General features: G+C 64.2%; 23 protein-coding genes and 1 pseudogene. 12 read left to right on the top strand and 12 right to left on the bottom strand.

The window, feature by feature from the left end:
- The first annotated feature begins 37 nt into the window (after positions 1-37).
- A complete protein-coding gene (locus tag AC1TPF_RS14000) occupies positions 38-967 on the top strand; it encodes an NAD-dependent epimerase/dehydratase family protein (RefSeq protein ID WP_482144464.1) in 930 nt (309 codons plus the stop codon).
- Between the two features lie 72 nt (positions 968-1,039).
- Here the strand turns inward: AC1TPF_RS14000 and AC1TPF_RS13995 are convergent, their stop codons facing one another.
- Positions 1,040-1,903, bottom strand: coding sequence for a helix-turn-helix transcriptional regulator (locus AC1TPF_RS13995; protein WP_482144463.1), 864 nt, complete (start codon positions 1,901-1,903; stop codon positions 1,040-1,042).
- A gap of 99 nt (positions 1,904-2,002) precedes the next feature.
- Here AC1TPF_RS13995 and AC1TPF_RS13990 point away from each other — a divergent pair, with 99 nt between their 5' ends.
- Positions 2,003-3,634: an AMP-binding protein gene (locus AC1TPF_RS13990; RefSeq protein WP_482144462.1), complete on the top strand. Its 1,632-nt coding sequence runs from the start codon at positions 2,003-2,005 to the stop codon at positions 3,632-3,634.
- Positions 3,635-3,753: 119 nt separating this feature from the next.
- Here the strand turns inward: AC1TPF_RS13990 and AC1TPF_RS13985 are convergent, their stop codons facing one another.
- Positions 3,754-3,909: a hypothetical protein gene (locus AC1TPF_RS13985; protein WP_482144461.1), complete on the bottom strand. Its 156-nt coding sequence runs from the start codon at positions 3,907-3,909 to the stop codon at positions 3,754-3,756.
- Positions 3,910-4,320: 411 nt separating this feature from the next.
- On the opposite strand from AC1TPF_RS13985, the gene AC1TPF_RS13980 reads away from it, so the two are divergent.
- On the top strand, positions 4,321-5,193 hold the full coding sequence (locus AC1TPF_RS13980) for a universal stress protein (protein WP_482138086.1): 873 nt from the start codon (positions 4,321-4,323) through the stop codon (positions 5,191-5,193).
- Positions 5,194-5,201: 8 nt separating this feature from the next.
- Here AC1TPF_RS13980 and AC1TPF_RS13975 read toward each other — a convergent pair whose 3' ends face one another.
- Both AC1TPF_RS13975 and AC1TPF_RS13970 read right to left on the bottom strand, forming a co-directional pair.
- Positions 5,202-6,734 (bottom strand): DHA2 family efflux MFS transporter permease subunit, encoded by a 1,533-nt coding sequence (locus tag AC1TPF_RS13975; RefSeq protein WP_482144460.1) that lies wholly within the window; start codon positions 6,732-6,734, stop codon positions 5,202-5,204.
- Positions 6,735-6,736: 2 nt separating this feature from the next.
- Positions 6,737-7,270, bottom strand: a complete 534-nt coding sequence (locus AC1TPF_RS13970; RefSeq protein ID WP_482138090.1) for an NADPH-dependent FMN reductase — start codon at positions 7,268-7,270, stop codon at positions 6,737-6,739.
- 51 nt (positions 7,271-7,321) lie between these two features.
- Here AC1TPF_RS13970 and soxR point away from each other — a divergent pair.
- Positions 7,322-7,765 (top strand): annotated as a pseudogene (gene soxR / locus AC1TPF_RS13965) (redox-sensitive transcriptional activator SoxR); the annotation flags it as partial.
- Between the two features lie 114 nt (positions 7,766-7,879).
- On the opposite strand, the gene AC1TPF_RS13960 reads toward soxR, so the two are convergent.
- Positions 7,880-8,362: a VOC family protein gene (locus tag AC1TPF_RS13960; RefSeq protein ID WP_482138091.1), complete on the bottom strand. Its 483-nt coding sequence runs from the start codon at positions 8,360-8,362 to the stop codon at positions 7,880-7,882.
- Between the two features lie 233 nt (positions 8,363-8,595).
- On the opposite strand from AC1TPF_RS13960, the gene AC1TPF_RS13955 reads away from it, so the two are divergent.
- Both AC1TPF_RS13955 and AC1TPF_RS13950 read left to right on the top strand, forming a co-directional pair.
- Positions 8,596-9,303, top strand: coding sequence for a Fe(II)-2OG oxygenase family protein (locus tag AC1TPF_RS13955; RefSeq protein WP_482144459.1), 708 nt, complete (start codon positions 8,596-8,598; stop codon positions 9,301-9,303).
- Positions 9,300-9,587: a TauD/TfdA family dioxygenase gene (locus AC1TPF_RS13950; RefSeq protein ID WP_482144458.1), complete on the top strand. Its 288-nt coding sequence runs from the start codon at positions 9,300-9,302 to the stop codon at positions 9,585-9,587. Before AC1TPF_RS13955 ends, AC1TPF_RS13950 begins: the two co-directional genes overlap by 4 nt.
- Before the next feature lie 15 nt (positions 9,588-9,602).
- Here the strand turns inward: AC1TPF_RS13950 and AC1TPF_RS13945 are convergent, their stop codons facing one another.
- Both AC1TPF_RS13945 and AC1TPF_RS13940 read right to left on the bottom strand, forming a co-directional pair.
- Complete coding sequence (locus tag AC1TPF_RS13945) at positions 9,603-11,753, bottom strand: molybdopterin-dependent oxidoreductase (RefSeq protein ID WP_482144457.1); 2,151 nt, start codon at positions 11,751-11,753, stop codon at positions 9,603-9,605.
- Positions 11,754-11,782: 29 nt separating this feature from the next.
- Positions 11,783-12,616, bottom strand: a complete 834-nt coding sequence (locus AC1TPF_RS13940; RefSeq protein ID WP_482138096.1) for an oxygenase MpaB family protein — start codon at positions 12,614-12,616, stop codon at positions 11,783-11,785.
- Between the two features lie 147 nt (positions 12,617-12,763).
- On the opposite strand from AC1TPF_RS13940, the gene AC1TPF_RS13935 reads away from it, so the two are divergent.
- From AC1TPF_RS13935 to AC1TPF_RS13920, 4 genes are all read left to right on the top strand, one after another.
- Complete coding sequence (locus AC1TPF_RS13935) at positions 12,764-13,966, top strand: MFS transporter (protein ID WP_482144456.1); 1,203 nt, start codon at positions 12,764-12,766, stop codon at positions 13,964-13,966.
- 19 nt (positions 13,967-13,985) lie between these two features.
- Positions 13,986-15,215, top strand: coding sequence for an arginine deiminase (gene arcA, locus AC1TPF_RS13930; RefSeq protein WP_482138100.1), 1,230 nt, complete (start codon positions 13,986-13,988; stop codon positions 15,213-15,215).
- A 2-nt stretch (positions 15,216-15,217) separates the two neighbouring features.
- The gene (locus AC1TPF_RS13925; RefSeq protein ID WP_482138102.1) at positions 15,218-15,592 is read left to right on the top strand and encodes a GntR family transcriptional regulator; all 375 of its coding nucleotides are present in this window, start codon (positions 15,218-15,220) and stop codon (positions 15,590-15,592) included.
- Positions 15,593-15,701: 109 nt separating this feature from the next.
- Positions 15,702-17,384, top strand: coding sequence for a BCCT family transporter (locus tag AC1TPF_RS13920; protein ID WP_482138104.1), 1,683 nt, complete (start codon positions 15,702-15,704; stop codon positions 17,382-17,384).
- Positions 17,385-17,438: 54 nt separating this feature from the next.
- On the opposite strand, the gene AC1TPF_RS13915 is transcribed toward AC1TPF_RS13920, so the two are convergent.
- On the bottom strand, positions 17,439-19,016 hold the full coding sequence (locus AC1TPF_RS13915) for a dolichyl-phosphate-mannose--protein mannosyltransferase (protein WP_482144713.1): 1,578 nt from the start codon (positions 19,014-19,016) through the stop codon (positions 17,439-17,441).
- Between the two features lie 70 nt (positions 19,017-19,086).
- On the opposite strand from AC1TPF_RS13915, the gene rsmI reads away from it, so the two are divergent.
- Complete coding sequence (rsmI, locus tag AC1TPF_RS13910) at positions 19,087-19,938, top strand: 16S rRNA (cytidine(1402)-2'-O)-methyltransferase (RefSeq protein ID WP_482144455.1); 852 nt, start codon at positions 19,087-19,089, stop codon at positions 19,936-19,938.
- A gap of 21 nt (positions 19,939-19,959) precedes the next feature.
- Here the strand turns inward: rsmI and AC1TPF_RS13905 are convergent, their stop codons facing one another.
- From AC1TPF_RS13905 to metG, 3 genes are read right to left on the bottom strand one after another with little or no spacing between them, the layout of a single operon-like run.
- Positions 19,960-21,162, bottom strand: a complete 1,203-nt coding sequence (locus AC1TPF_RS13905) for an aminodeoxychorismate synthase component I (protein WP_482144454.1) — start codon at positions 21,160-21,162, stop codon at positions 19,960-19,962.
- Positions 21,149-21,721, bottom strand: coding sequence for a class I SAM-dependent methyltransferase (locus AC1TPF_RS13900; RefSeq protein WP_482144453.1), 573 nt, complete (start codon positions 21,719-21,721; stop codon positions 21,149-21,151). Before AC1TPF_RS13900 ends, AC1TPF_RS13905 begins: the two co-directional genes overlap by 14 nt.
- Before the next feature lie 13 nt (positions 21,722-21,734).
- The gene (metG, locus tag AC1TPF_RS13895; RefSeq protein WP_482144452.1) at positions 21,735-23,288 is read right to left on the bottom strand and encodes a methionine--tRNA ligase; all 1,554 of its coding nucleotides are present in this window, start codon (positions 23,286-23,288) and stop codon (positions 21,735-21,737) included.
- 61 nt (positions 23,289-23,349) lie between these two features.
- On the opposite strand from metG, the gene AC1TPF_RS13890 reads away from it, so the two are divergent.
- Positions 23,350-23,781: a TIGR03668 family PPOX class F420-dependent oxidoreductase gene (locus AC1TPF_RS13890; RefSeq protein ID WP_482144451.1), complete on the top strand. Its 432-nt coding sequence runs from the start codon at positions 23,350-23,352 to the stop codon at positions 23,779-23,781.
- Positions 23,782-23,811: 30 nt separating this feature from the next.
- Here the strand turns inward: AC1TPF_RS13890 and AC1TPF_RS13885 are convergent, their stop codons facing one another.
- Entirely contained in the window at positions 23,812-24,660 is an 849-nt protein-coding gene (locus AC1TPF_RS13885; RefSeq protein ID WP_482138760.1) for an alpha/beta fold hydrolase, read from the bottom strand.
- Between the last annotated feature and the right edge of the window lie 105 nt (positions 24,661-24,765).

Below are 24,765 nucleotides of genomic sequence, written 5' to 3'. Positions count from 1 at the left end.
TGAACTGTCACGAACTGAAACGGGGCGGAGATGTCATATGAATATCGCGGTGCTCGGTGCCAATGGCGAGGTCGGGACGAGGGTCGTCCGTAAATTGCACGACGACGGACACGACGTGGTCCGGGTCGGACGCAGACCAGATGTAAACGATGTGATGGTCGATCTTGCCGGGTCCGGTGGGGAAGCGTATCGCGCGGCGGTTGATGGCATGGATGTGGTTGTCAATGCCTCCGGCATCGAGGATCCCGCTCTCGCGAAAGAGGCCGGGGCAGCGAGATTTGTCGATATCAGCGCCACTCCGATGTATCTCGAGGCGATCATGGCCGCCCCGGCCGCAGGTGGTGTGCTCACCTGCGTGGGTTTGGCGCCCGGTCTGACGACCATCATGGCCACCGCGCTCGCCGCCGATTCATCCGACGGCGTCGACATCGGTTTGATGCTCGGGGCGGGTGAGCGCCATGGCAGGGCCGCTGTCGAGTGGACGGTCGATCTTCTCGGTACATCGTTCAACGACTATGTCTCGGGGGAGGCGATTCGCAACATGGTCAGGTCACGGATTCTCGAAGGCCCCCACAACACCCGAAAGCGGTATGTACGAGCAGACTTTCCCGACTACCTGGCCATCGGGTCGGATGGACCACACGTGGCGAACTACCTCACCCTGAGTTCGGTCACGGCGACGTTGGCACTGCGGGCTGCGGCGCTGATGCCGGTTCTGGGCCGGCCCATGCTGAGGAAGATCCACATGCCCGGAAGCGAAGAGTGGTCGGTGCTGGTCCGTAACCGGAACACCGGTCGATGGCTGTTCACCGAGGGCCGCAACCAGTCCGAGATCACGGCCACGATGACTGTTGCCGCCATCGAAGCCGCGCAAGGACGCATCGATCCGGTGTTGCTCAGCTGCGATGTCCTCGACACCAATGCTCTACATGCTCACTGGGACATCATGATTCGAGCTGGTCGTTAGACCGTTCCGATGATGTGCGCCTTTGGCGATTAAAAGCCCAGGTGGGCACCGCCAGAAGGGCACATCATCGGGCTAGGGAAGCAGGTTCATCCGCCGAGCCGTGACCACGGCCTCGTGCCGGTTGTGTACGCCCAGCTTGTGCATCGCACTGCGCAGGTAGCTCTTCACGGTCTCTGGCTTCAGTGAGAGTGTCTTGGCGGCTTCGGCATTGGAGCAACCGAGCGCCACAACAGCGAGGACGTCTACTTCCCGTCGGGACAGATCGACCTCGGGCGCCGGTTCGGCCATCTCGCCACCGACGACGCGGGCAAGCCGGTCGGACAGTTCACGGGCCCGTCGACTCTCGGCCGGGCTGATCCGTCCGGCAAGATCCCGGAGCCCGGCGTGAATGCTGCGCAACTCCTCGAGCGTCGCCGAGTCGGGGCGCTCTGCGGTGTTCCCGGTCGCAGAGGCAAGCATCCGGGTTCGGCGGTCCACCTCATCGCGGATCGCGATCTCCGTCGCCAACCTCCGGCACGCCGCGATCACCGACTCGGAGGTACGGCTGCCGATCGGAACCGCATCGCGGCGAGCCGCGTAGATCACCGCCCGGGTGCTCGAGTCGACCACGACGGGTACCGCCAGGACCGACCGCAAGCCCTCGCCCAGGACCGGCCCGTCGTAGTCGTGGGTGATCGCGGACGCAGTGCGGTAGTCGGACACCGACGCCGGTTGCCGTCGCTGCACCACGCGGCCACCCAGACCGGCCGCGGGGTTCACATTCAGTCCACGCAGGCCGTTGGTGCGCACACCCATGAACTCGGTGAGTAGCAACGTGCCGGCATGTACTTCGCCGCCGAACAGGACGGGGGTCTGTGGCTCGCCGGCCAGTGCCCGCATCTCGTCTCGGAGAGCGTCGGAATCGCGTGGTCGCAGCAGTGGATGCCGGCCTGTCATCGGTGAGTCAGCCCTTTTCGGGGGTAGCGGGTGAGTTACTGTGACGTGGATCCTACTCCCGGGTAGAAGTGTGCTGAGCAGTGAGGATTCAAAGGGAATATGTTTGCCACAACTGAGCGGGTCAGCGAGATGCTGGCACAGTACGACCGTCCCGATGCGTGTGCCGCCGACCTGCTGTGTGATCGACATGCAGCCGATGCCGTGGCGTTCACGGTGGTCGAGACCGACGACACCGGGAAACTGGTTTCCGTCGATCTGACCTACGGAGAGCTGCGGGAGAAGTCGTCGAAGTTTGCGGCGGCACTTGCCGCGCTCGGCGTCGAGCCGGGCGACCGTGTCGCGAGCCTGATGAGCAAATCGGCCGAACTGGTGGTCGCGGCGCTGGGCGTATGGCGGCGCGGAGCTGTCTACGTTCCACTGTTCACGGCGTTCGCCTCCCCGGCCATCGCGTTCCGCCTGACCAACAGCGGCGCCAAGTTCGTGATCTCCGACCTCGATCAGCTACACAAACTGGCCGCCGGCGAGGACATCCCGGCCGATGCGCCGTGGCAGGTCATCGCTGCCGGTGAGTCCGCGGATCACGAACTGCAACTGGCGAATCTGATCGAGGCCCACGACGCCGACGAGCCCGGCGGACAGGCTGTCGCGGTCGGAGGCGACGGATTGCTCGTCGAGTTGTTCACCAGCGGAACGACAGGCAGGCCCAAGGGTGTTCCGGTTCCGGTTCGGGCGCTGGCATCGTTCCACGGGTATCAGGAGTTCGGTCTCGACGTGCGCCCCGACGACGTGTTCTGGAATGCTGCCGATCCCGGCTGGGCCTATGGGCTCTACTATTCGCTGCTCGGCCCGCTGGCGACCGGCACGCGGAGCCTGCTGCTGCACGCCGGATTCTCGCCGGCGTTGACGTGGAAGGTGCTCGAGCAGTTCGGCGTGACCAACTTCGCCGCCGCACCGACCGTGTACCGCGCACTGCGGGCCGACGACGGTCCGGTTCCGGAGTCGATCAATCTGCGGCGCGCGTCGTCCGCGGGTGAACCGCTGACGCCCGACGTGGTCGGCTGGTCGAAGGACGTCCTCGGGGTGTCTGTGCGCGACCAGTACGGACAGACCGAGCACGGCATGTTCATCGTCAACGCCTGGCACGACGATCTGCGCGCCGACGTGCCAGTGGGCTCGATGGGACGACCGTTGCCTGGCTGGTCCTGCGCCGTACTCGAAGAGGACTCCGATTCGCCGGCTCCGGTTGGCACTGTCGGCCGGGTTGCGATCGACACCACGGCCAGCGACATGCTCTGGTTCACCGGCTACGTGAACGCGCCGGAGAAAACGGCAGGCCGGTACACCGAAGACGGCCGCTGGTACGTCACGGGAGACTCCGGGTCGGTCGACGAGAACGGTTTCTTCACCTTCTCCTCCCGCGACGACGATGTGATCATCATGGCCGGCTACCGCATCGGCCCCTTCGACGTCGAAAGTGTGCTCGTCATGCACGAGGCCGTGGTCGAGGCCGCGGTGGTGGGCAAGGCCGATGAGCTGCGTGGTGAGGTGCTCGAGGCGTATGTGGTGCTCCGGGATCCGTCGGCCGCGTCGGCCGAACTCGAAACCGAACTCCAGCAGCTGGTCAAGAACAAGTTCGCGGCTCACGCCTACCCTCGCACGGTTCACTTCATCGAGTCGCTGCCCAAGACGCCCAGCGGCAAGGTTCAACGCTTCCTGCTCCGTAAGCGCTGAGCGAACCGGGTAACCGTCCACGTTGCGCGCAACTGTGACCGATTACACACAACAATGGCCCGCCGATAGTCGGCGGGCCATTGTTGTTCCGGAGATTTACCTGCGGTGAGCTGAGTCGCTCAGCGCGGTGTGCGTTCTTGTGCGCGTTGCACCGCGGGATCGACCACCTGGTCGGAAAAGACCGGCTGCGGGATACGCTGCGCGTCCTTGGAGCTCTGCGCGGCGGGTTCTGAACGGATCGACTCGCGGTGCGAGAAGAGTTCGGTTTCGGGCATGTGTGACTACTTTCGTCGTTGTGGTGCGGCTCTTGTGTTGTCGTGCAGTGCACGGGATCTGCGCAAGAGCTGCCGGGTGTCGCAGGCGACCGCGGTCTGGAAAGGACTCTCTCGAGAACCTCTTCAAGATCTCCCGCGGTGCCAGGAAAATTGGTGATCAAACGTCAACCGGCTATCGGCGATTCGCAAGGTTCCGGGATATCGGATTCGAGGAAGTTCGACGAAGGTTGCCGGTGGTGGATGTATCCGACAACACCAAGTGTACGGGCAATTCGGCCGAACCGGTTGTATTGGGCCCAAGTGCCCTACATCGGCGCGGTGAATTGTGGTGCAGTAGACGGGGTCGGCGCGTTGACTGAGCAGGCCTGGCGCGATTGTATCGAACACGACGAATAGCAAAGAGGTTCACAGATGAGCACCACGATTGTTGTTGGAGTCGACGGTTCGGACTCAGCCCTCGAGGCGGTGGAGTGGGCGGCGAAAGCCGCTGAGCGGCAAGGCAAGTCTCTGTCGATACTGGGTGCGTACGAGACCCAGGGAGCGCTGTACGCGCCGGCACTGGTCATTCCGCAGGATGTCATCGACATCATTCGGCAAGAAGCACATGACAACGTCGACAAGGCCGCCGCGCGGGTCCGGGCAATCACTCCAGGGGTCGAGGTGAAAACCAAAGTCGCCGAAGGGCGCGCCGGATCCCTGCTGATCGAAGAATCACACCATGCGTCGCTGGTCGTGGTCGGTAGCCGTGGACTCGGTGGTGTGAAGGGGGTGTTCCTCGGCTCGGTTGGCGTGGACGTCGCCGCACATGCCTCATGCCCGGTGCTGGTGTACGCGGGTCCGGGCGGTACAGGGCCGGTTGTTGTCGGCCTCGACGGTTCAGCGTTGAGCGAGGGCGCGGTTACTGCTGCATTTGAACAGGCGTCACTGCTGAAGACCGAGTTGCTGGTGGTCCACACCTGGACCGACCTGGCCTCCGATGCGCTGTACGGCTACGGACTCGAGCCCGATCAGCTGCAGCAACTGTCCGATGAAGCCCGCGAGGTCGTCGCCGAGCGGATCGCCGGTTTCGGCGCCGACTATCCCGACGTCGAGGTCAAGCGTGTGATCGTTCCCGACGGTCCGGCGCATCAACTTCTCGAGCATGCCAAAGATGCCCAGCTTCTGGTGGTCGGTAGCCGTGGTCGTGGTGGTTTCCGGGGTCTACTTCTCGGCTCCACCAGCCAGGCAGTCCTGCGCAGAGCGCAGTGCCCGGTCCTGGTGGTGAAGCCGTCAGCCGAGAGCTGACACCACTTTCAGCTGGGCTCAGCTGAAAGTTCTTGTTCCTGCACTTCTTTTTCGTGCACAATGCGCGCCGGTGCCCGTTCAGCGGGTGCCGGCGCTGCCGTTCGCGACGGTGGCGGCAGCTTCGGCAGGAACGCGGAGATCACCAGAGCGGTGACCAGCAGGCCGAGTGTCAGCAGGTAGGTGTCGGCCACGGCGCTCGCGAGATCCGGTGCCGCCGCAGACTGTTCATCGGCGCTGAGCCGAAGTGCCCCGGCCATGCCGGTATCGTTGAGCAACTCTGCCCGGTTGTTGAACAGCGTGGTCAGCACGGTGGCACTGAGCGCGGCGCCGACGGCGGCTGCAAACTGGTTGCCCGTGGTGAGAATGGTTGTGCCCGATGAAATCGCCGGACCCTGTATGCCGCGCAGCGATGCTGCCATCAGCGGCATCAGCGTGGAGCCGATGCCCATACCCATGACCACGCCGATGCCCACGAGCGTTGGGTACGAGGTGTTCTCATCGAGAATCGTTGTCATCAGGATCATCGCGACCACGGTGGCACTGATGCCGAACCAGACCACCCGGCGCGGATCGACACGGTCGGTCAGGCGGCTGGCGATCTGGACCACCACGCCGGTGGTGACGGCCTGTCCGATCACGATCAGTCCGGCCGTGGTGGCGCTGTCGCCGCGGACGGCCTGAATGTAGATGGGCCCGAGCATCATCGATCCGAAATAGGCGCCCGCGACCAGGAACAGGCTGCCAGATCCGACTGCCAGCGATCGTTGTTTGAGCAGTCGCAGATCGAGAAGTGGGTGCGATGATCGGAGGGTCCGAGTGATGAACAGCGCCAGTAGTGTGACACCGCAGACCGCCGGGATCAGGACCTGGGCCGCCATCGGGTCGCCGCTGTCTCCGGCCTGTGCCAATCCGAAGACGAGCAAGGCACCGCCGGGAGCCAGTGTGGCCAGGGCGATCCAGTCGAGACGCCCGCGATCGGTGCCCGGCTGCTGTGGAAAGATCTTGGCGGCCAACATGATGGCCGCGATGCCGATCGGGACGTTGATCAGGAACAGTGATCGCCATCCGATGCCGTCGACCAGTAGTCCGCCGGCAACCGGGCCGAGGACGGGTCCGATCAACAGGGGAAGTCCGAGCCACCCCATCAATTTGCCGCGATGACGTTCGTCGACCATCTGCAACGCGATGGTCATCCCGACAGGCTGCAGGTACCCGCCGCCGAGACCTTGGACTGCTCGAAACGCGATGAGACTCTCGATGTTCCAGGCCAGCCCGGCCAGTGCTGAGCCGCCGACGAACAAGACGAGAGCGGTGAGATAGACCCGCTTGGCTCCGAACCGGCGTATTGCCCACGCCGCGGTTGGCATCACCGCGACCAATGCGAGGGCATAGGCGGTGGTCACCCACTGGACCGTGGCGAGATTGGTGTCGAATGATTCGGCCAGTCGTGGGATCGCGACCACGGTGACGGTGACGTCGAGCATCACCATCAGCGTGCCAAGCGCCAGGACGGCTGCGACTTTCTTCGTACGCAGGTCCATGGTCAGGCTGCGCCTCGATCTCGGTGTTTGCGTTCGGGTTTGAGTAATTCGGCCCACCACACCAGTTCGTCCATGGCGCTGCGGGCCGAGACGATTGCGGTCTCGTCAAGTGTGAGCCGGCCGTCGGTGACGTGGTCCCAGGGTGCGTGGACGACCACTCCGTTCCGGGTGCCGACCGAATACAGCTCGGCGAACACGGCGCGCAGATGTTCCACTGCGCGTAGTCCTCCCGACATGCCGCCATAGGACACAAACGTCACCGGTTTGTGTTTCCACTCCCAGCGGTGGGCATCGATGAGGATTTTCAACTCACCGGGATACGAGTGGTTGTATTCCGGTGTGACAACGATGAATCCGTCGGCAGCCGCCAGCAGATCTGTGGTGTGAGGTCCGGTGGGCTCGGCGAGGTCGATGACCTCGACGTCGAGCCCGTACGGATTGACTTGCTCGACAAACCAATCGGCGACGGTGGGGCCGATACGACCGGGGCGGACACTCGCGATGATCAGGGCGAACTCGAGGTGTGTTGGTTGCATGCGCCCAGTCTTCAAGTTAAAGCGCGCTTGAAGTCAAGGTACGATGCGAAAATGACAGTGAAAAAGTTGGAATTGACGGTCGGGGAGTTGGCCATCCGGGCCGGCGTCGCGCCGTCGGCTGTGCGATATTACGAAGATCGTGGACTGATTTTCAGCCGCCGAACCTCCGGCAACCAGCGGCGCTATCACCGGGCGATGTTGCGGCGGGTGGCGTTCATCCGGGCCTCGCAGGCCGTCGGGATCCCACTGGCGACCATCGGATCGGTGCTGGAGGTCCTCGGCGAACACGAGTCACCAACCAAGGCGATGTGGCACAAGGCGTCGGTGCAGTGGATGGAGGATCTGGATGAACGGATCGCGCTACTGCAGCGGATGAGGGACCTGATGGACGGCTGCGTCGGCTGCGGCTGTTTGTCGATGAAGGCCTGCCAGCTCCTCAATCCCGGCGACGTGTTCGCGCAGCAGGGCGTCGGAACCAACCGGTTGCTCACGCAGGAGTGCGAGGAGAAACTCGAAGGTCACGAGTCCGCCGGGTGCGCCAAACCGACACGGAGCCCAGCCGGTCGAGGCGGCCCGGCCGAACCCGTCGGCTCAATCGACCCAGTCGGCTCAGCCGGCTGAGTCGGCGCCGGCCTCCAGATCGGCGATCACCAGCTTGCCGTGGGTTTTCATCATCGCCTCGGAGGCACCCCTGGCGCGGGCCCGATTCGGATCGGTCAGTAGTTCATACAATCGTGTCGGCACGATCTGCCAACTGAGGCCGAACGGATCCTTCAGCCAGCCACATTCCGATTCGGTGCCACCGTTGGCCGTCAGCGCATTCCAGTAGTGGTCGATCTCCTCCTGTGAGTCGCAGCGGACCACAAACGACACCGCCTCGCTGAAATGGAATTCCGGGCCGGCGTTGATTCCTTCGAACCTGTTGCCGGACAGGGTGAACATGGCGGCGAGGATGCTCCCTTCCGGTCCCGGCCCGTCTTCGCCGGTGTACAAGATCTGGTCGATGGTCGAGTCGGGAAATGTCGCGGTGTAGAGCTTCATGGCTTCCTCGATGTTCTGGTTGAACCAGAGCGAGGGGACTATGGCGGGCATGTGGAGATCCTTTCGGTTTCGACAGGCGAGCAGACGTGACTGCTTCACAGATATCGACTGCGCTGCGGCCGAAAACTCACCGATGTCTGCCGTTCGCACTGTCGGGCAGGGGTGCGATGCCATCCGAATCGTGATCCCGCTGCCACCGTTTCGCGGCATTCTCGCACTGTGAGACCCGATGGCGCGGATTACCCTGTTGATACCGCCTCGGCATGGATCGGAGGGTGAGCAAGATGAGTGCACAATCGCTTCCCGGACCGCATGGGCCGTACTGGCCGACAGTGCAGACGGCAGATATCGGTGAGTATGCGCAGGTCATCAGCATGCTCGCGCAGAATGTGTCAGCAGATTCGTTGACGGATCCGCAAGATTTCAGCAGGCAGGCCCGACTCGCTGCTGCGCTGCTGCCCGCGCCGATTCGGGAGCTGCTGCTCGACTTCCTCGTCGAGGGTGACGGTGGATTGCTGCTGCGGGGACTCGATGTCGGTGAGATCGGTGAAACCCCGGCCGCCGCGGTCGGTGCGCCCACTCGTCACACCGGCATCGCCAGACAATCGGCGCTACTGCTCTCGAGCATCGTGCACCTGGTCGGCTACCGCCCGGAATGCCGCGGCGAACTCGTTCAGACACTGGTGCCGATTCGCAGCCATCAGCGGCGGCAGATGTCGACGGGCAGCGCGGTGAACCTCGAAAGCCATACCGAGCAGTGCCACAACTTCCGGACCCGCCCCGATTTCATCGCGCTTGGATGTCTGCGAGGTGACCCGACCGCGGCGACCTATCTGCTGTCGGCCCGGCAATTGCAGAACCTGCTCCCGGCCGAGACCACCGCGCTGCTTCGTGATCCGGTGTTCTACACGCGGGTGGATGGATCGTTCGTCGACGGTGGAGTTCCCGACGAGACACGTGGGCCCATCCCGGTTCGTGGGATGACCCGGTGATCACCTACGACGAAGACCTGATGTCCGCAGATGACGACGAACATGCCGCCGCCCTGGCCGCGGTGAAGTCCGTGTGGCAGGCGCAGCATGACGAAATCGTCCTGCGCCCAGGCGATTTGTTCATCATCGACAACAGCCGCGCCATCCACGGGCGTAGTTCATTCGCGCCGCGGTGGGACGGAGCCGACCGATGGTTGTGCCGGCTGCAGGGTCTGTGCAACCTGGCGGTGTCGCGGTTTGCCCGCGAAGACCGTTCGCCGATCATCGAGATCGAGGGCTGCTGACTCGAAGTCCGGGGTTCAGCCGGGAACGGTCGCACTGACTGTCACCGGCACGCCGTTCAGCGCCGCATTCCCGGAGATCTCGTCGAGGCGAAGGGGATCGGTGACGTCGTTGGCACTCGGGGCATCGATGAGCGCAGCAACCGACAGTCGGACGCCATCCTGATTCTGACCGAAACCATGGGGCAAACTCACCACACCCGGCATGACACCGTCGCTTTCGGCGACGGTCACCTCCACGCAGCCTGCCGCTGAACGCAGCAACGCCCGGTCTCCGGAACACAGTCCGCCGGAGGCCAGGTCCTGTGGATGCATCAACAGATGATGGCGCGGGTGACCCTTGGACAAGCGGGCTGAATTGTTCATCCACGAATTGTTCGACCGCAGGTGTCGTCGACCGATCAGCAACAGCTCGTTCTCGGCGGTGGGCACGAGGTCTGTGTGCATTCGGGTCAGGTCTGCGGTGATCAGCGGCGGTGCCAGGTCGACCACACCCGATGCGGCGACGAGTTTGCGGCTCAGCCCGGGACGCAGTGGCCCGAGATCACGACCGGACGGGGTGGCGAGGAGTTTGCGTACCGTCAGAGAGCCCGGACCGGTGTGAAGCAACAGATTCAGCAACACTCGCGGACTGGCCATCGTGCGTACGGTCGGAACCAGTTGTTTCGGTAACCGGCGGAGGCGATCGAAGGCTCCCCGGTCGGCGGATCGGGCACGTGAGAGGGCCCGGGTGAGATCTCCGAAGATCTCCCAATCATGCTTTGCATCAGGTGATTTAGCGACGATCGCCGGTGAGAACCGGGCGGTGTTGCGGACTGCGAGCTGGTGGAAGATGAGATCGTAGTGGTCGCGTTCGAAGACCATCGTCGGCGGCAGGATCACATCGGCGTGGCGGGTGGTCTCGTTGACGTAGAAGTCGACCGAGACCATGAAGTGGAGACCGTCGAGGGCCGGCCCCAGGTGACCACCCCCGGGCGCTGAGGAGACCGGATTGCCTGCGACCGTGATGAGGGTCCGGATCTGGCCGGCACCCTCGGTGACGATCTCGTCGATGAGTGTGGCGACGGGGAGTTCGCCCGCGAATTCCGGCAGCTCCCGGACCCGGCTGCGCCATTTGTCGAAATGGCCTCGACCACTGAGTTTCCGGCGCACCAGGTCGATCTCGGGATCTGGCAGGAGCGCGCCGCCGACCCGGTCGAGGTTGCCGGTGACCGCATTGATCACCTGGATCGCCCACTGGCACAACGTCCCGAAACGTTGGGTCGACACACCTGTGCGTCCATAGATCACCGCGCGCGGGGAAGCTCCGAAATAGGTGGCGATCGACCGGATATCGGTGATGTCCATACCGGTGATCGGCGCTGCCCATTCCGGGGTCGTCGTCGTGCAGAGCGCCCGGACCTCGTCGAGCCCGGACATCGGGAGATGTTCGATGCGCTCCGGCGAGATCCCGCGCTCATGGACGAGTACGTGCAGCATGGCCATCAGTAGTGCCGCATCGGTACCGGGCCGGATGAAGTGGTGTTTGTCGGCTATTGCGGCGGTCTCGGTGCGGCGGGGGTCGATCACCACGAGTTGTCCACCGCGACGGCGTAGTTCGCGCATGCGGTTGCGAAAGTCCGGGGCGGTCATCATCGAACCGTTGGACACCACCGGGTTGGCGCCGATGACCAGCAGGTGGTCGGTGTGGTCGAGATCGGGTATCGGGATCTGTAGCTGGTGTCCGTACATCAGGTGAGCCGCGAGTTGGATCGGGAGTTGATCCGCCGAGGTTGCCGAGAAGATATTGCGGGTACCGATCGCCTTCACAAATGGCAGTCCGTGTGTGAAGAATCCGAGACTGTGCGCGTTGGGATTGCCCAGATAGAGTCCAACTGCGTTGCGGCCGTGCCATTTTTGCGTTTCGACGATCTTGCCGGTGACCAGTTCGATCGCCGCCTGCCAGCTGATGGACTCCCATTCACCTCCGGGCGTCTTGCGTATCGGTGTCCGCAACCGGTCCGGATCGGCGTGCAGGTCGGCCAGGGCCGTACCTTTGGGGCAGATGTGACCCCGAGACAGGGGATCGTTGCGGTCACCACGGATGTCGACGACGCGGTTGTCCTCGAGGGTCACCTGCAGACCGCAGATGGCCTCACATAGATTGCAGACGCTGTGGCTGGGCGGCATACGTGGTGAGTGTAGGCCCGGTCGCGGTGTCAGAAGACGGCAATTCCGAACCTGCGACGGATTCTCAGGTCGGCGAGCATGACGTCGTTGAGACCCTTGATCAGGCGGGCCACCGCCCAGTCGGTCTGGCGGTACGCCTTGAGCACCCGGTGGTACCGCTGGTCGTCCGCAGCAGTCCATGTCCAGCCCATCGCCTCACGGAACGGCTCGGGCAGCGCACCTTTGGTCATGAACAGCTGTGATTCGCCGAATATCTTGTGCAGGACTTTTCCGCCGACCCCCAGCGGCTCGGTGAGGAAGCTGAGGTCGGCGAGCGAGGTCAGCATCGCCCGAACCGGGGGATCGATGTGGATGTCTGCGACCTGTTTGTCCCAGTAGATCTCGAAGGCGGCGCGATCGACCGGCCACATCGTGGGGCGGACATTCAGCGTGGTGCCGAGCCGGGCGGCGTCGGCGTAGATGGCGTCGGCGGTATCGGGGTCCAGTGACCCGTACAGGAACTCGTACTGGTCGACGTAGAAGCGATACAGGCAGGCGGCCACCCACAACTGCAGTTCGGGGTTGTTGGCGCTGTAGGCGACCTCGGCACCAGGTTTCGACGCGACCTGAGCATGGACATGTCGTAGCTGCTCTCGGACGTAGGCGACGTCGTCATCGGTGCCACTGATCGCCACGGCCAGATATTGGCCGGTGGTGCGCGCTCGCTTGATCGGGTGTTTGAACGTATTGCCGCGTTCGACCGGACTCTCGAGGACGCCATGGCCGACACCGGGCGAGGCGAGTTGCATGATCACGTTGGCCGCGGCCATCGTGCTGCCCAGTGAGGTGATGAGATCCAGGGTTCTACGGGGGTTTCTCGGCATCAGCGCTCCTGGGCCGGTGCACCACAATGTGCACACATCGGTTTCCAGATGATAACTCCATTCAGCGTCAGGCGGTGGAATCCGTGGCGGTGAGTGGTCCGCGGGTCCGATGTGACCGGTCTTCGGACGCGACGGTAGTTTTATCCCGTGAAGCAGATACCCCGCGAGATATGGGTTCTGCTCGTGGCCAACGTCGTGATCGCACTCGGTTTCGGCTTGATCGCCCCGGCGCTGCCGATGTTCGCGCGCAGTTTCAACGTCGGCATCACCGCGGCAGCCGTGGTGATCTCGGCCTTCTCGGTGATGCGGCTGCTGTTCGCCCCCGTCGGCGGACGGCTCGTGCGATTGCTGGGCGAACGTCGGATCTACCTGACCGGTCTGCTGATCGTGGCGGCCTCGACCCTGGCATGCGCCTTTGCACAGAACTATTGGCAGCTGTTGATCTTCCGCGGACTCGGTGGCATCGGTTCGACGATGTTCTCGATCTCCGCGACAGCGTTGATGATCCGGTTGGCGCCGCCCGATCTGCGCGGACGGGTCTCGGGCTTCTTCAGCGCCGGATTCCTCGTCGGCAACATCACCGGCCCGTTGCTCGGCAGTGCACTGATCGGTTTCGGGCTGCGGATGCCGTTCGTGGTGTATTCCATCGCGCTGATCGTGGCCTCCATCGTTGTTGCCACCCAACTTCGATCGGTGGGCGGGCGGCCGTTGCCGGGCGGCGACGACCACGTCGCGATGCCCATGAAGGAAGCCCTGCGTGACAGTGCTTACCGCGCAATCCTGGCATCGAGTTTCACGCAGGGCTGGGCGTCGATGGGTGTTCGCGTCGCACTGGTCCCGCTGTTCATCGTGGAGGACCTCGATCAGTCGGACGCCATGACCGGCGTGGTGCTCGCGGTGTACGCCGCGGGCAACGTACTCGCGATCATTGTCGCGGGCCGGCTGTCGGACTCTCTCGGGCGACGCCCGATCATGCTCCCCGGACTGTTGCTGATGGGGACGTCGACCGCGTTTCTCGGGTACAGCGGCAACATCTGGATCGCGGCCACGTTGACCTTCGCGGCGGGGATCGGTTCGGGACTGTTCGCCCCGACACATCAGGCTGCACTTGCCGACGTCCTCTCCGGCCGGGGGCAAGGTGGCCCGGCTCTGGCGACCTATCAGATGACCGCGGACGTCGGAGCGATCAGTGGGCCGATCATCGCCGGCTCCATCGCACAGCAGTGGGGTTTCGGACCGGCCTTCCTGGTCACGGCCGGGGTGGCGTTTGTTGCGACGATCTTCTGGATCGCTGCGCGGGAGACCTTGCCCAAGCGCATCGCCGACAACCTGCAGGCGAACGAGGCCTGACCGCATTACCGTTGACCGCATGTCACAAACGGCAAGTTCTGAGCAACCGGTTCTGGGTTCGGACTCCGAGGTCGGCCGATTGCGCACGGTGATGCTGCATCGGCCGGGTGATGAACTGCGCCGGCTCACGCCACGGAACAGTGACCAGTTGTTGTTCGACGGCCTGCCCTGGGTGGACCGGGCACAGGAAGAACACGACGCGTTTGCGGACGTGCTGCGTGACCGTGGGGTCGAGGTGCTGCTGCTCGGCGATCTGCTGACCGAAACCGTTCAGACCAGCGGTGCGGCGCGGATGCAGGGGATCGCGGCGGCGGTCAGTCCGCGTCGACTCGGACATCACCTGGCTCAGGATCTGTCCGCCGAACTGCGGCGTCTGCCTGCAGGCGACCTGGCGCGGGTCCTGATGGCCGGAATGACATTCGACGAATTGCCCGAATCGGCGGCGACAGTGCGGTCCTCGCTGGTGTGGCGGATGCACCACGGTTCCGAGTTCGCGATCGAGCCGTTGCCGAACCTGTTGTTCACCCGTGACAGTTCGTTCTGGATCGGTGACAGGTTTGCGATCACGTCGCTGGCATTACCTGCCCGGGTCCGCGAGACGTCCCTGACAGATCTCATCTACGCGCACCATCCGCGGTTCCTCGGGGTCCGTCGGGCGTACGAATCACACACGGCCCCGGTCGAGGGCGGCGACGTGCTGCTGCTCGCGCCGGGCGTGGTGGCGGTCGGGGTGGGGGAGCGCACCACTCCGGCGGGTGCAGAAGCACTGGCGCGCAGCCTGTTCGATGACGATCTCGCGCATACGGTCCTGGCGGTGCCGATCGAGCAACGCCGGGCCTCGATGCACCTCGATACCGTCTGCACCATGGTCGACACCGACGCGGTGGTGATGTACGCGGCCATCCAGGATTCGCTGTCCGCGTTCACCATTCGCAGCGGCGAGACTGTGTCGATCAGTGGGCCGGAGCCGTTCGTCGAGGCGGCGGCCACGGCCATGGGCATCGAGAAGCTCCGGGTGATCGACACCGGACTCGATGCGGTGACCGCCGAACGCGAGCAATGGGACGACGGGAACAACACCCTGGCCCTGTCCCCGGGAGTCGTGGTCGCGTACGACCGTAACGTCGAAACCAATCGGCGGCTTGAGGATTCGGGTATCGAAGTGCTCAGGATCGCCGGGAACGAGCTGGGATCGGGTCGCGGTGGACCTCGCTGCATGTCGTGCCCGGTCTCACGGGATCGGTTGTAGCCATGTCCTTCGACATCAGCTTGGGCATTGCGATCGACCAGGATTCCGACGTGGCGCCATACGAGCAGGTGCGCCGCGGTGTCATCGAACTGGTCACCTCCGGTGAGCTCCTGGCCGGTAGCCGGATCCCGACCGTTCGGGCACTGGCATCGGAACTCGATCTCGCACCGAACACCGTTGCCCGTTCGTATCGCGAGCTCGAGGCCGAAGACATCATCGAAACCCGCGGCCGCAAGGGCTCTTTTGTGAAGGCGCATGCAGATTCCACACTGCAGCGCGCGGGAGAACTGACCGTGGAGCACGTTTCGGCCCTGCGTCAACTCGGCATCGACGATGACCGGATCAAACTGCTGCTGGACAAGGCTTTGCGCAGGTGAATGGCGTGAGTCGACGCGTCCGACCGGGTTCAACTGCATGCTTACCGGCAGATAGCAAATAGATCGCGTAAGTTGATCTATCAGGGTTGATGCTGCTTTGGTGGAGTACATGGCACTGACGACTGAACGATCTGACGCAGTTCTGCCACCAGACTCCGGATACGGAAAGCCTCGACTCGATCTGGTGGTTTTCGGTGTGACCGCGGCGGCTGTGATCGCGTTCGTGGTGTGGGGTCTCGTCGACGGGTCGCAGCTGCGGTCGATCACCGACGACATGCTCGCCTGGATAACCGACAACCTGGGATGGATTTACCTCCTGTCCGCCACGTTCTTTGTGCTTTTTGCGCTGTATCTGGCGATCAGCAAGTACGGCAAGATTCCACTCGGGCGCGACGGTGAGAAGCCGGAGTATCGGACGATCAGCTGGATCGCGATGATGTTCAGCGCCGGTATGGGTATCGGCCTGATGTTCTTCGGCGCCGCGGAACCGTTGGCCCACTACGTCGATGCCCCGCCCGGGACCGACAGTCAAGATGTCGGCATTGCGATGGCAACCACGATGTTCCATTGGGGATTTCACCCGTGGGCGATGTATGCCGTTGTGGGACTGGCGATTGCCTACAGCACCTATCGTTGCGGTCGCGGCCAGTTGGTGAGCGCAGTGTTCGCTCCGATCCTCGGGCATCGGGCCAACGGCTGGGGCGGAAAGCTCATCGACATCCTGGCCATCTTCGCCACACTGTTCGGCACCGTCGCCTCACTCGGGCTCGGCGCGGCACAGATCGGCTCGGGCATGGTCGAGATCGGATGGCTCAACGAGCCGTCAAAGCTGTTGCTGGTGGCGATCATCGCGGTGTTGACCGCCGCGTTTGTCGCCTCGGCGGTTTCAGGTGTGGCCAAGGGGATCCAATGGCTGTCGAACACGAATATGGTGCTCGCCCTGATCCTCGCGGTGTTCTTGTTCGTCGTCGGTCCGACCGTGTTCATCCTCAACGTGCTGCCGACAACGATCGGTACATATCTCAACGACCTCACCGCGTTCTCGGCGCGATCGGGTGCCACGGTGGACGGTGCCGGTGAAGAATGGCTCGCCGGCTGGACGATCTTCTATTGGGCGTGGTGGGTCTCGTGGACACCGTTTGTCGGCATGTTCCTGGCCAAGATCAGCCGCGGCAGGACAATTCGGGAGTTCGTCGTCGGTGTGATGCTGGTACCCACGATCGTGTCGCTGGTGTGGTTCGCGATCTTCGGCGGTACCGCGATCCGGCAGCAGATGGAGGGCAAGAACCTCGACGGGGCCGGTTCGGAGGAGAGTCTGCTCTTCGACATGCTCGGGAACCTGCCGCTGACCGGCATCGCGTCGGTGCTGGTGATGGTCCTGGTGGCGATCTTCTTTGTGTCGGGAGCCGATGCCGCGTCGCTGGTGATGGGGACGTTGTCGGAGAAGGGCGCGCAGAACCCGAGCAAAGCCGTCACGATCTTCTGGGGAACACTGACCGGTGCGGTCGCTGCCCTGCTGTTGTGGCTCAGTGGCGACGATGCACTCGAAGGCATCAAGACGATGGCCATCATCGCAGCGCTGCCGTTTGTGATCGTGATGCTCGGGATGTGTCTGTCGCTCTATCTGGATCTGCGACGAGACCCGTTGATCGTGGCGCAGCGTACCTACAAGGGCGAAATCGATCAGAAACTGCGCGTCAAGGCGAACATCATTGCGGCCGAAGATGATTCCAGCGATGTCATGCCGTCGGACAAGTTTCCCGCGATCACTCCGGACAGGTTCGACGACTGACCCAACTCCCGTCGATCGTGATTTCGGCCCGGTCGACGGGGGCGGCGGGGCCGGTTAGGCCCAGCTCGGTAGCCAGATCTGCAGGTTCCACAGCTCACGGCTGATCGGGGATCCGGTGAGGATCGGCCACATCCACATGAAGTTGAGGACCACGAGTCCGATGTAGACGCTGACCCCGACCGCACCGACGAGCCGCCACTCGTAGGCGTTCTTACGTTTCTTTCGGCTGGCCGAGAGGATGTCGCCGACACAGAGCGCCAACCCCATGATCAGGAACGGTGCCATCGCGGTTCCGTAGAAGAAGTACATCTGCCGGTCGAGGTTGGCGAACCAGGGCAGGTATGCCGCTCCGTAGCCGGCCAGGACCACCGCGTATCGCCAGTCGCGCCGGATGAACATCCGCCACAGGGCCCACGCGAGCATGGGTAGTGCCAGCCACCACAGGATCGGCGTGCCGATGAACATCATGGCGCGCACGCATTCGGACTCGCCGCACTTATCGGGCCCGTACTCGATGTAGTACAGCATTGGGCGCAGACTCATCGGCCACGTCCAGGGTTTGGATTCCCACGGGTGATGGTTGCCTGCGGAGTTGGTCAGGGTCGAGTGGAAATCGAGTACACCGGACTCGTAGTACCAGAGCGAGCGCAGGGCATCGGGCACCCAGGCGAACGGCCCATCGGTGCCGATCTGCTTGCCGACCTCGTATCTGTACACCGCGGTTTCGGATGCGAACCAGGGCGCAAACGTGGCGAGGTACACCAGGATCGGGGTGACGCCCAGTGAGAATCCGGTGGGGATCAGATCGCGAACCAGGACTCCGCGCCACGGCCGCTGCACCTTGTATGCGCGCCGGGTGGCGACGTCGAAACCGAGCGACAGCACGACGAAGAAGATGACGAAGTAGATGCCGGACCACTTGGTGCCGCAGGCCAGTCCCAGGAGGATGGCCGCGCCGAATCGCCACCACCGGAAGCCCAGCCGGGGACCGTAGACGGAATCGGCCATCCGTCCTTCGAGGTGGACCTTGTGCATGCGCGCGCGCATCTGATCGCGGTCACACACGATGCAGGAGAGCGCGGCGACGACAAAGAAGATCTGGAAGATGTCGAGCAGGCCGGTGCGGGACGCGACAAAACTCACCCCGTCGCAGATCAGCAACACCCCGGCGATCGCGCCGACCAGGGTCGACCGGGTCAGCCGCCGGACCAGCCGGATCACGATGAGGATCATCAGCGTCCCGCAGACCGCGGACATGAAACGCCAGCCCCACGCGTCGTAGCCGAAGATCCACTCGCCGATGGCGATCATCCATTTGCCGACCGGGGGATGCACCACGAGGCCGTAGGCGGGGTTGTCCTCTAGCCAGTTGTCGCCGGTGAGGACCTGCCAGGCCTGGGGGACGTAGTGCTTCTCGTCGAAGACCGGCGTGCCCTTGTCGGTGGGTGTGCCGAGGTTGATGAATCGGGTCGCAGCCCCGATCGCGGTCAGGATCAGAGTGACGATCCAGCCACGCCTGCGGTCGGTGGCACCGAAGATCGGTGCGGGTACATCGCGGGCACCATTCGGGGTGTTGCCGAGGTCTTCGGCATGCGTGCCCGGTAGCTCTCCCGGGAGCCGGCGGGTGTTGATCGAGTCCTCCGGCGTGGAGATCTCGAGCGGCGGGGAGAACGTCACGGGGCCAATCGTAGGCTGTGCAGTGATGAACTCTCCGGAACCGCACGGCCAACTCGTACTCGCAGCGACCCCGATGGGTCACCTCGACGACGCTTCACCCCGACTGCGGCAGGCGATGGCCAGCGCCGATGTGGTCGCGGCCGAAGACACCCGCCGCGCGCGGGCCCTGGCCGCGGGGCTGGGTGTGACCATCACCGGGCGGGTCGTGAGCTACTACGACCAGGTGGAGGCGCAGCGGACGCCGGCTCTGGTCGAGGAGGTGCGGTCCGGTGCGACCGTGCTGGTGATCACCGACGCGGGGATGCCGTCGGTGTCCGACCCCGGTTACCGACTCGTGGTGGCCTGCGTGGAGGCCCAGTTGCCGATCACCTGCCTGCCGGGTCCGTCCGCGGTCACCACGGCGCTCGCGGTCTCTGGGCTACCGGTCGAGAGATTCTGCTTCGACGGATTCGCTCCGCGTAAGGCGGGCCAGCGCAAGAAGTGGTTGTCGGCGTATGCGGTGGAGCCGCGTACCGCGGTGTTCTTCGAGGCGCCACATCGTCTTGCCGAATGTCTCCGCGATGCCGTGGAGGTGCTCGGACCCGACCGTCGGGCAGCGGTGTGCCGCGAACTCACGAAGACGTACGAGGAGGTGCGCCGCGGGACCCTTGCAGAGTTGTCGTTGTGGGCCGCCGACGGTGTGCGCGGTGAGATCACGGTGGTGCTCGAGGGCGCTGTCGCCGGGGAACCCGACATCGAAGAGTTGGTGGTGCAGGCCGAAGAGCTCGTGGCGTCGGGTACCCGTCTGAAAGAAGCCTGCACGCAATTGGCGATGTCGTCGGGTGCATCGAAGCGTGAGCTCTACGAAGCGGTACTCGCTGCCCGCGCAGAGGAGTAGTGGCCCCGAACTCGACCCCGGTCAGTCGCCGGCGTCGGTCAGCTGTTCGGGTCCGTGTCTGAGGCCGATGATCGCGGCAGCCTTGTCCAGGCACTCCTGCCACTCGCTTGCCGGGTCGGAGTCGATGGTGATGCCACCGCCGACACCGAGGTGGGCCGAACCGTCGGGTGAGACCTCTACCGTCCGGATCGCGACGTTGAGGTCGAGGTCGCCACCGGGGGAGGCCACCCCGATTGCGCCGCAGTAGAGCCCGCGGGGATGCTGCTCCCAGTCCGTGAGTAATTCGCGCGCACGGATTTTGGGGGTTCCGGTGACTGAGGCGGGCGGAAATGTTGCGTCGAGGAGGTCGCCATTGGTGACCGATTGGCCGAGCGTGGCCTGCACCGTCGACACCAGATGCCAGACACCGGGGGCGGGATGAACCTGCAGCAACTCGGTGACCGTGACCGTACCCGGGACGGCGACGCGGCCCAGGTCGTTGCGGACCAGGTCGACGATCATGATGTTCTCTGCCACGTCCTTGGCGGAGTCGAGCAGTTGTTGCGGGTCGAGGTCGATGGGAAGTGTTCCCTTGATGGGACTCGAACAGACCACCGAACCGTGGCGTCGCAGATAGGTCTCGGGGGAGAACGACACCACCGAACCCCAATCACCTTGCAGGAAAGCTGATTTCCTGGGGTGGGTGACATCGACGCCATCGGAGAAGTAGTTCGCCACCGACCCGTCGACCTGTCCGGTGAACCGCGTGCAGATACAGGCCTGATACACCTCGCCGGCTGCGATGGCGTCGAGGCAGTGCTCGATCGCCGCCACATGCGGCTGCTTCGGGGGCGGCGACCATCGCACAGACCAGTTGTCCCGGTGTTGCTCACCGAGGGCGGCGAGAACCCAATCGGGACATGGCTGATCGGTGACCGACGTCCACCACCAGGTGCCCAGCCGGTCCTGAGTCAGAATCGCGTCCGTCGACCCACCCGCCGTTGCCGGCAGGGGGCCGTCGTCGGCGCGATCCGGAAAGCCCAGATAGCCGAACCAGAATTGATCCGGGTGGTCCGGGACCGTGGTGCCCTCGGTCAGCGTGATCGACGGTGCGATGACGGCATCGGACCCCAGCCAATCGCCGATCAAGGCCGCCGGACCGGGCAGGCCCAACCGGCGGGTGTGAAAGTCGAGCGCGCGCACCACATCCGGGGCAGCGGCCGCGACGAGTTCAACGCTGCGCAATGAATCGCATGCCTTGCCCGAGGATTGCCTGCGAGATGGTCACCTGGCTCAGGCCGGCGTCGGTGAATCCGTCTCGGAGTTCGTCAACGGTGATCAATCGGTGGGGAGATCCGTCATAGCGGTGGATGAACGAGGTGACCGGTGCGCGAACCAAGTCGTAGCCCAGGAGGCTGCCGCCGGGACGCAATACACGTGCGATTTCGCTCAGGGCCGCCGGCCATTCGATGACATGATGCAGCATCAGGAAACTCAGCACGGTGTCGAAACTGTTGTCGTCGAAGGGTAGTGCCGTGACGTCGGCGATCTGCGTGTGGGCGCGTTCGCCGAACTCGAAGAGCCGGGTTCGGGCGTCGTCGACCATGACCGGATCGATGTCGGTCGCGGTCACAGTGATGTCCGGATGTTCGTTCAGTAGCCGGGCGGCCATTACGCCGCTGCCCGAGCCGATTTCCAAGACTTCATCACCCAAGGGCTGATCGGAACTGCTCCAGCCCACCATGGCCGATGCCATCGGCCGCCATATCGCGCTCTGGCAGAAGATCCGCTCGATGCGCGACATGGCCGGCACGAGGTCAGCCCTTCGGTGCTTCGTAGCGTGGGAAGATCGGTGTCGGCTTGGGAAGAGAGGTCCCGGCGGTGAGCCGCTGTGCGATGGCATCGAACTCGCGCGAATCAGGCTTGACCTCAAGTTGATCCAGCAGACGCGACGACGAGTCAGGCATCGCCGGCTGCGTGAGCAATGCCGCGATCCGGACCACCTCGGCACAGATGTAGAGCACGGTGCCGGTGCGTTCGAGATCGGTCTTCGCCAGCTTCCACGGCTCCGCGACCGTGATGTATTTGTTGGTGTCGCCGAGAACTTCCCAGATCGCCTCGAGCGCGGAATGGATTGCCTGCTGGTCGAATTCGATGCGAACGCGGTCCAGTAGTCCATCGGCCTTGGCCAGCAACGCATTGTCGGCGTCGGTGAGGTTCACCGGGGCCGGGAGCACACCGTCGAAGTATTTGCCCACCATCGACAGTGTCCGCTGGGCGAGGTTGCCGAGTTCGTTGGACAGGTCGGCATTGACCCGCGCGATGATCGCGTCGTGGCTGTACGAGCCGTCCTGACCGAACGGGACCTCGCGCAGGCAGAAGAACCGGATCGGATCGAGGCCGAACTCGCCGATCAGCGTGGCGGGGTCGACAACGTTGCCGACCGACTTGCTCATCTTCTCGCCGCTGTTGAGCAGGAAGCCGTGTGCGAACACCCGTTTCGGCAGTTCGATCCCGGCGCTCATGAGGAACGCGGGCCAGTACACGCAGTGGAACCGGATGATGTCTTTGCCGATGATGTGCAGATCGGCGGGCCAGAACTTCTTCCAGGTCTCCGACTCGGTGTCGGGGAAGCCCGCGGCGGTGATGTAGTTCGTCAGCGCGTCGACCCACACGTACATGACGTGGTCGTCGTCGCCCGGTACCTTCACACCCCAGTCGAACGTGGTGCGCGAGATCGACAGATCCCGGAGGCCGCCGCGGACAAAGCTGACCACCTCGTTGCGGCGCGTGGTGGGTCCGACGAACTCGGGATGCTCGTCGTAGAGCGCGAGGAGCTTGTCCTGGTATGCCGAGAGCCGGAAGAAGTACGAGGCCTCTTCGGTCCACTCGACCGGCGTGCCCGACTCGGTGGCGATGCGGCTGCCGTCCTCGAGCACGGTCAGTTCGGAATCGCCGTAGAAGGCTTCGTCGCGGACGGAGTACCAGCCGGAGAACTTGTCCAGGTAGATGTCGCCGTTGGCGTTCATCCGCTCCCAGATGGCGCGCGATGCCACGTGGTGGTCGGCGTCGGTGGTGCGGATGAACCGGTCGAAGCTGCTGCCCAGCATCTCCTGGAGCTCACGGAACGCCGCCGAGTTGCGATCGGCCAGCGCGCGGGTCTGCACGCCCTCGTTCTCGGCGGTCTGCTGCATCTTCTGGCCGTGCTCGTCGGTGCCGGTGACAAACAGCACCTCGTGGCCGTCGAGCCGCTTGAATCGTGCCAGCGTGTCGGCGGCGATGTACTCGTAGGCGTGCCCGATATGCGGTGCCCCGTTGGGGTATGCGATGGCCGTTGTCAGGTAGAACGGCGGTTTTGTTGCAGAAGCCATGGTGTCGACAGCTTATCGGCAGGCCGAGCCTGCGCGGATCCGGCCACTACAGTTGCCCGGTATGGGTCACCCCACCGGCACACGAGTGCATGTCGAGCGATTTGCCGCCGCCCGGTCGGCGCGGCTGGCGACCGTCTCGGCCGCCGGTGGTCCGCACCTGGTCCCGGTCGTCTTCGCGGTCAACGACCAGACGATCCACATGGCGGTCGACGGCAAACCGAAATCGACTCAGCGGCTGCGGCGGCTGGCGAACATCGAGCGCAATCCCCAGGTCTGCCTCCTGGTCGACGAGTACTCCGAGACCTGGGAGCAGCTGTGGTGGGTACGGGCCGACGGTCACGCCTCGATCCACACCGAAGGCGCCGAGGTGGACCGGGCGTATGCGCTCTTGCGTGCCAAATACGAGCAGTACCAGAGCGTGCCACTCGACGGCCCGGTCATCGCGGTGGACGTGACCCGATGGTCGGGCTGGAGCGCCTCGGATCGGGCCTGACCAGGCAGCGCGAGACCAGGCAGCGCGAGACTAGGTGGCGCGAGCGAAATTCTGGGTCAGTTCCAAGACGATCCGCGGCCACAGGGGTTCGGGGATGTCGTGGGCCATGTCCTTGAGCAGCACGAACTTCGACCCCTTGACCGCCTTGGCGATCGCCTTGCCACCCGACGGGCGCATCAGTCCATCCGCGGTGCCGTGGATGACGACGGTCGGTGCGGAAATCGCGCGGGTATAGGGGAGCAGACTGCCACTGCCCATCACCGCGGCGGACTGTCGCACGATGCCTGCGGGGTCGTGGGCGCGGTCATAGGCGAGGGTCGCACGGCGCAGGGACTCCTCCCACGGCAGTGCATATTTCGCACTGCCGATGGTGCGGGTGGCCTGCGCGGCGTTCTCGATGTACTGCTCGCGGGTGGCATCTTTGCCCGGCCCCGCCAGCAACGCCTTGAGTTTGCGGGGATCCGGCGGCGGCAGGAACGCCTGGTTGGTGCTGGAGAACATGATGCCCACCGACAACACGCGGTCGGCGTATTTGCCCGCCACGATCTGCGTGATCATGCCGCCCATCGAGCCGCCGACGACGTGCGCCTGCCGGATCTCGAGGGCGTCGAGGAGACCGATCGCGTCCGCGGCCATGTCGACCAGGGTGTACGGAACGTCGCTGGGTTTGCCGAGTTCGTAGTTGGCGAGCCGTTTGAGCAGTGAACCGCCGACCCGGACGCCGTCGAGATGGGTCGAGAGGCCGATGTCGCGGTTGTCGAAGCGGATGACGCGGTAACCCTGATCGGCGATCTTCATGCAGAACTCGGTCTGCCAGAACGTCAACTGGGCGCTCAGGCCCATGATCAGCAGCACGGCCGGGTCGTCGGGTTTGCCCATGTCTTCGTAGGCGATCGTGATGTCGCCGACCTGCTTGGTACCCACCCGATGATTGGTCTCGGTCACATCGCGCACTGTAGTGCACCGGCCGGCGACGCTCAGCGA

Source organism: Williamsia sp. Y853 (assembly GCF_056786495.1).
This window is presented reverse-complemented; position numbering and strand designations above follow the sequence as displayed.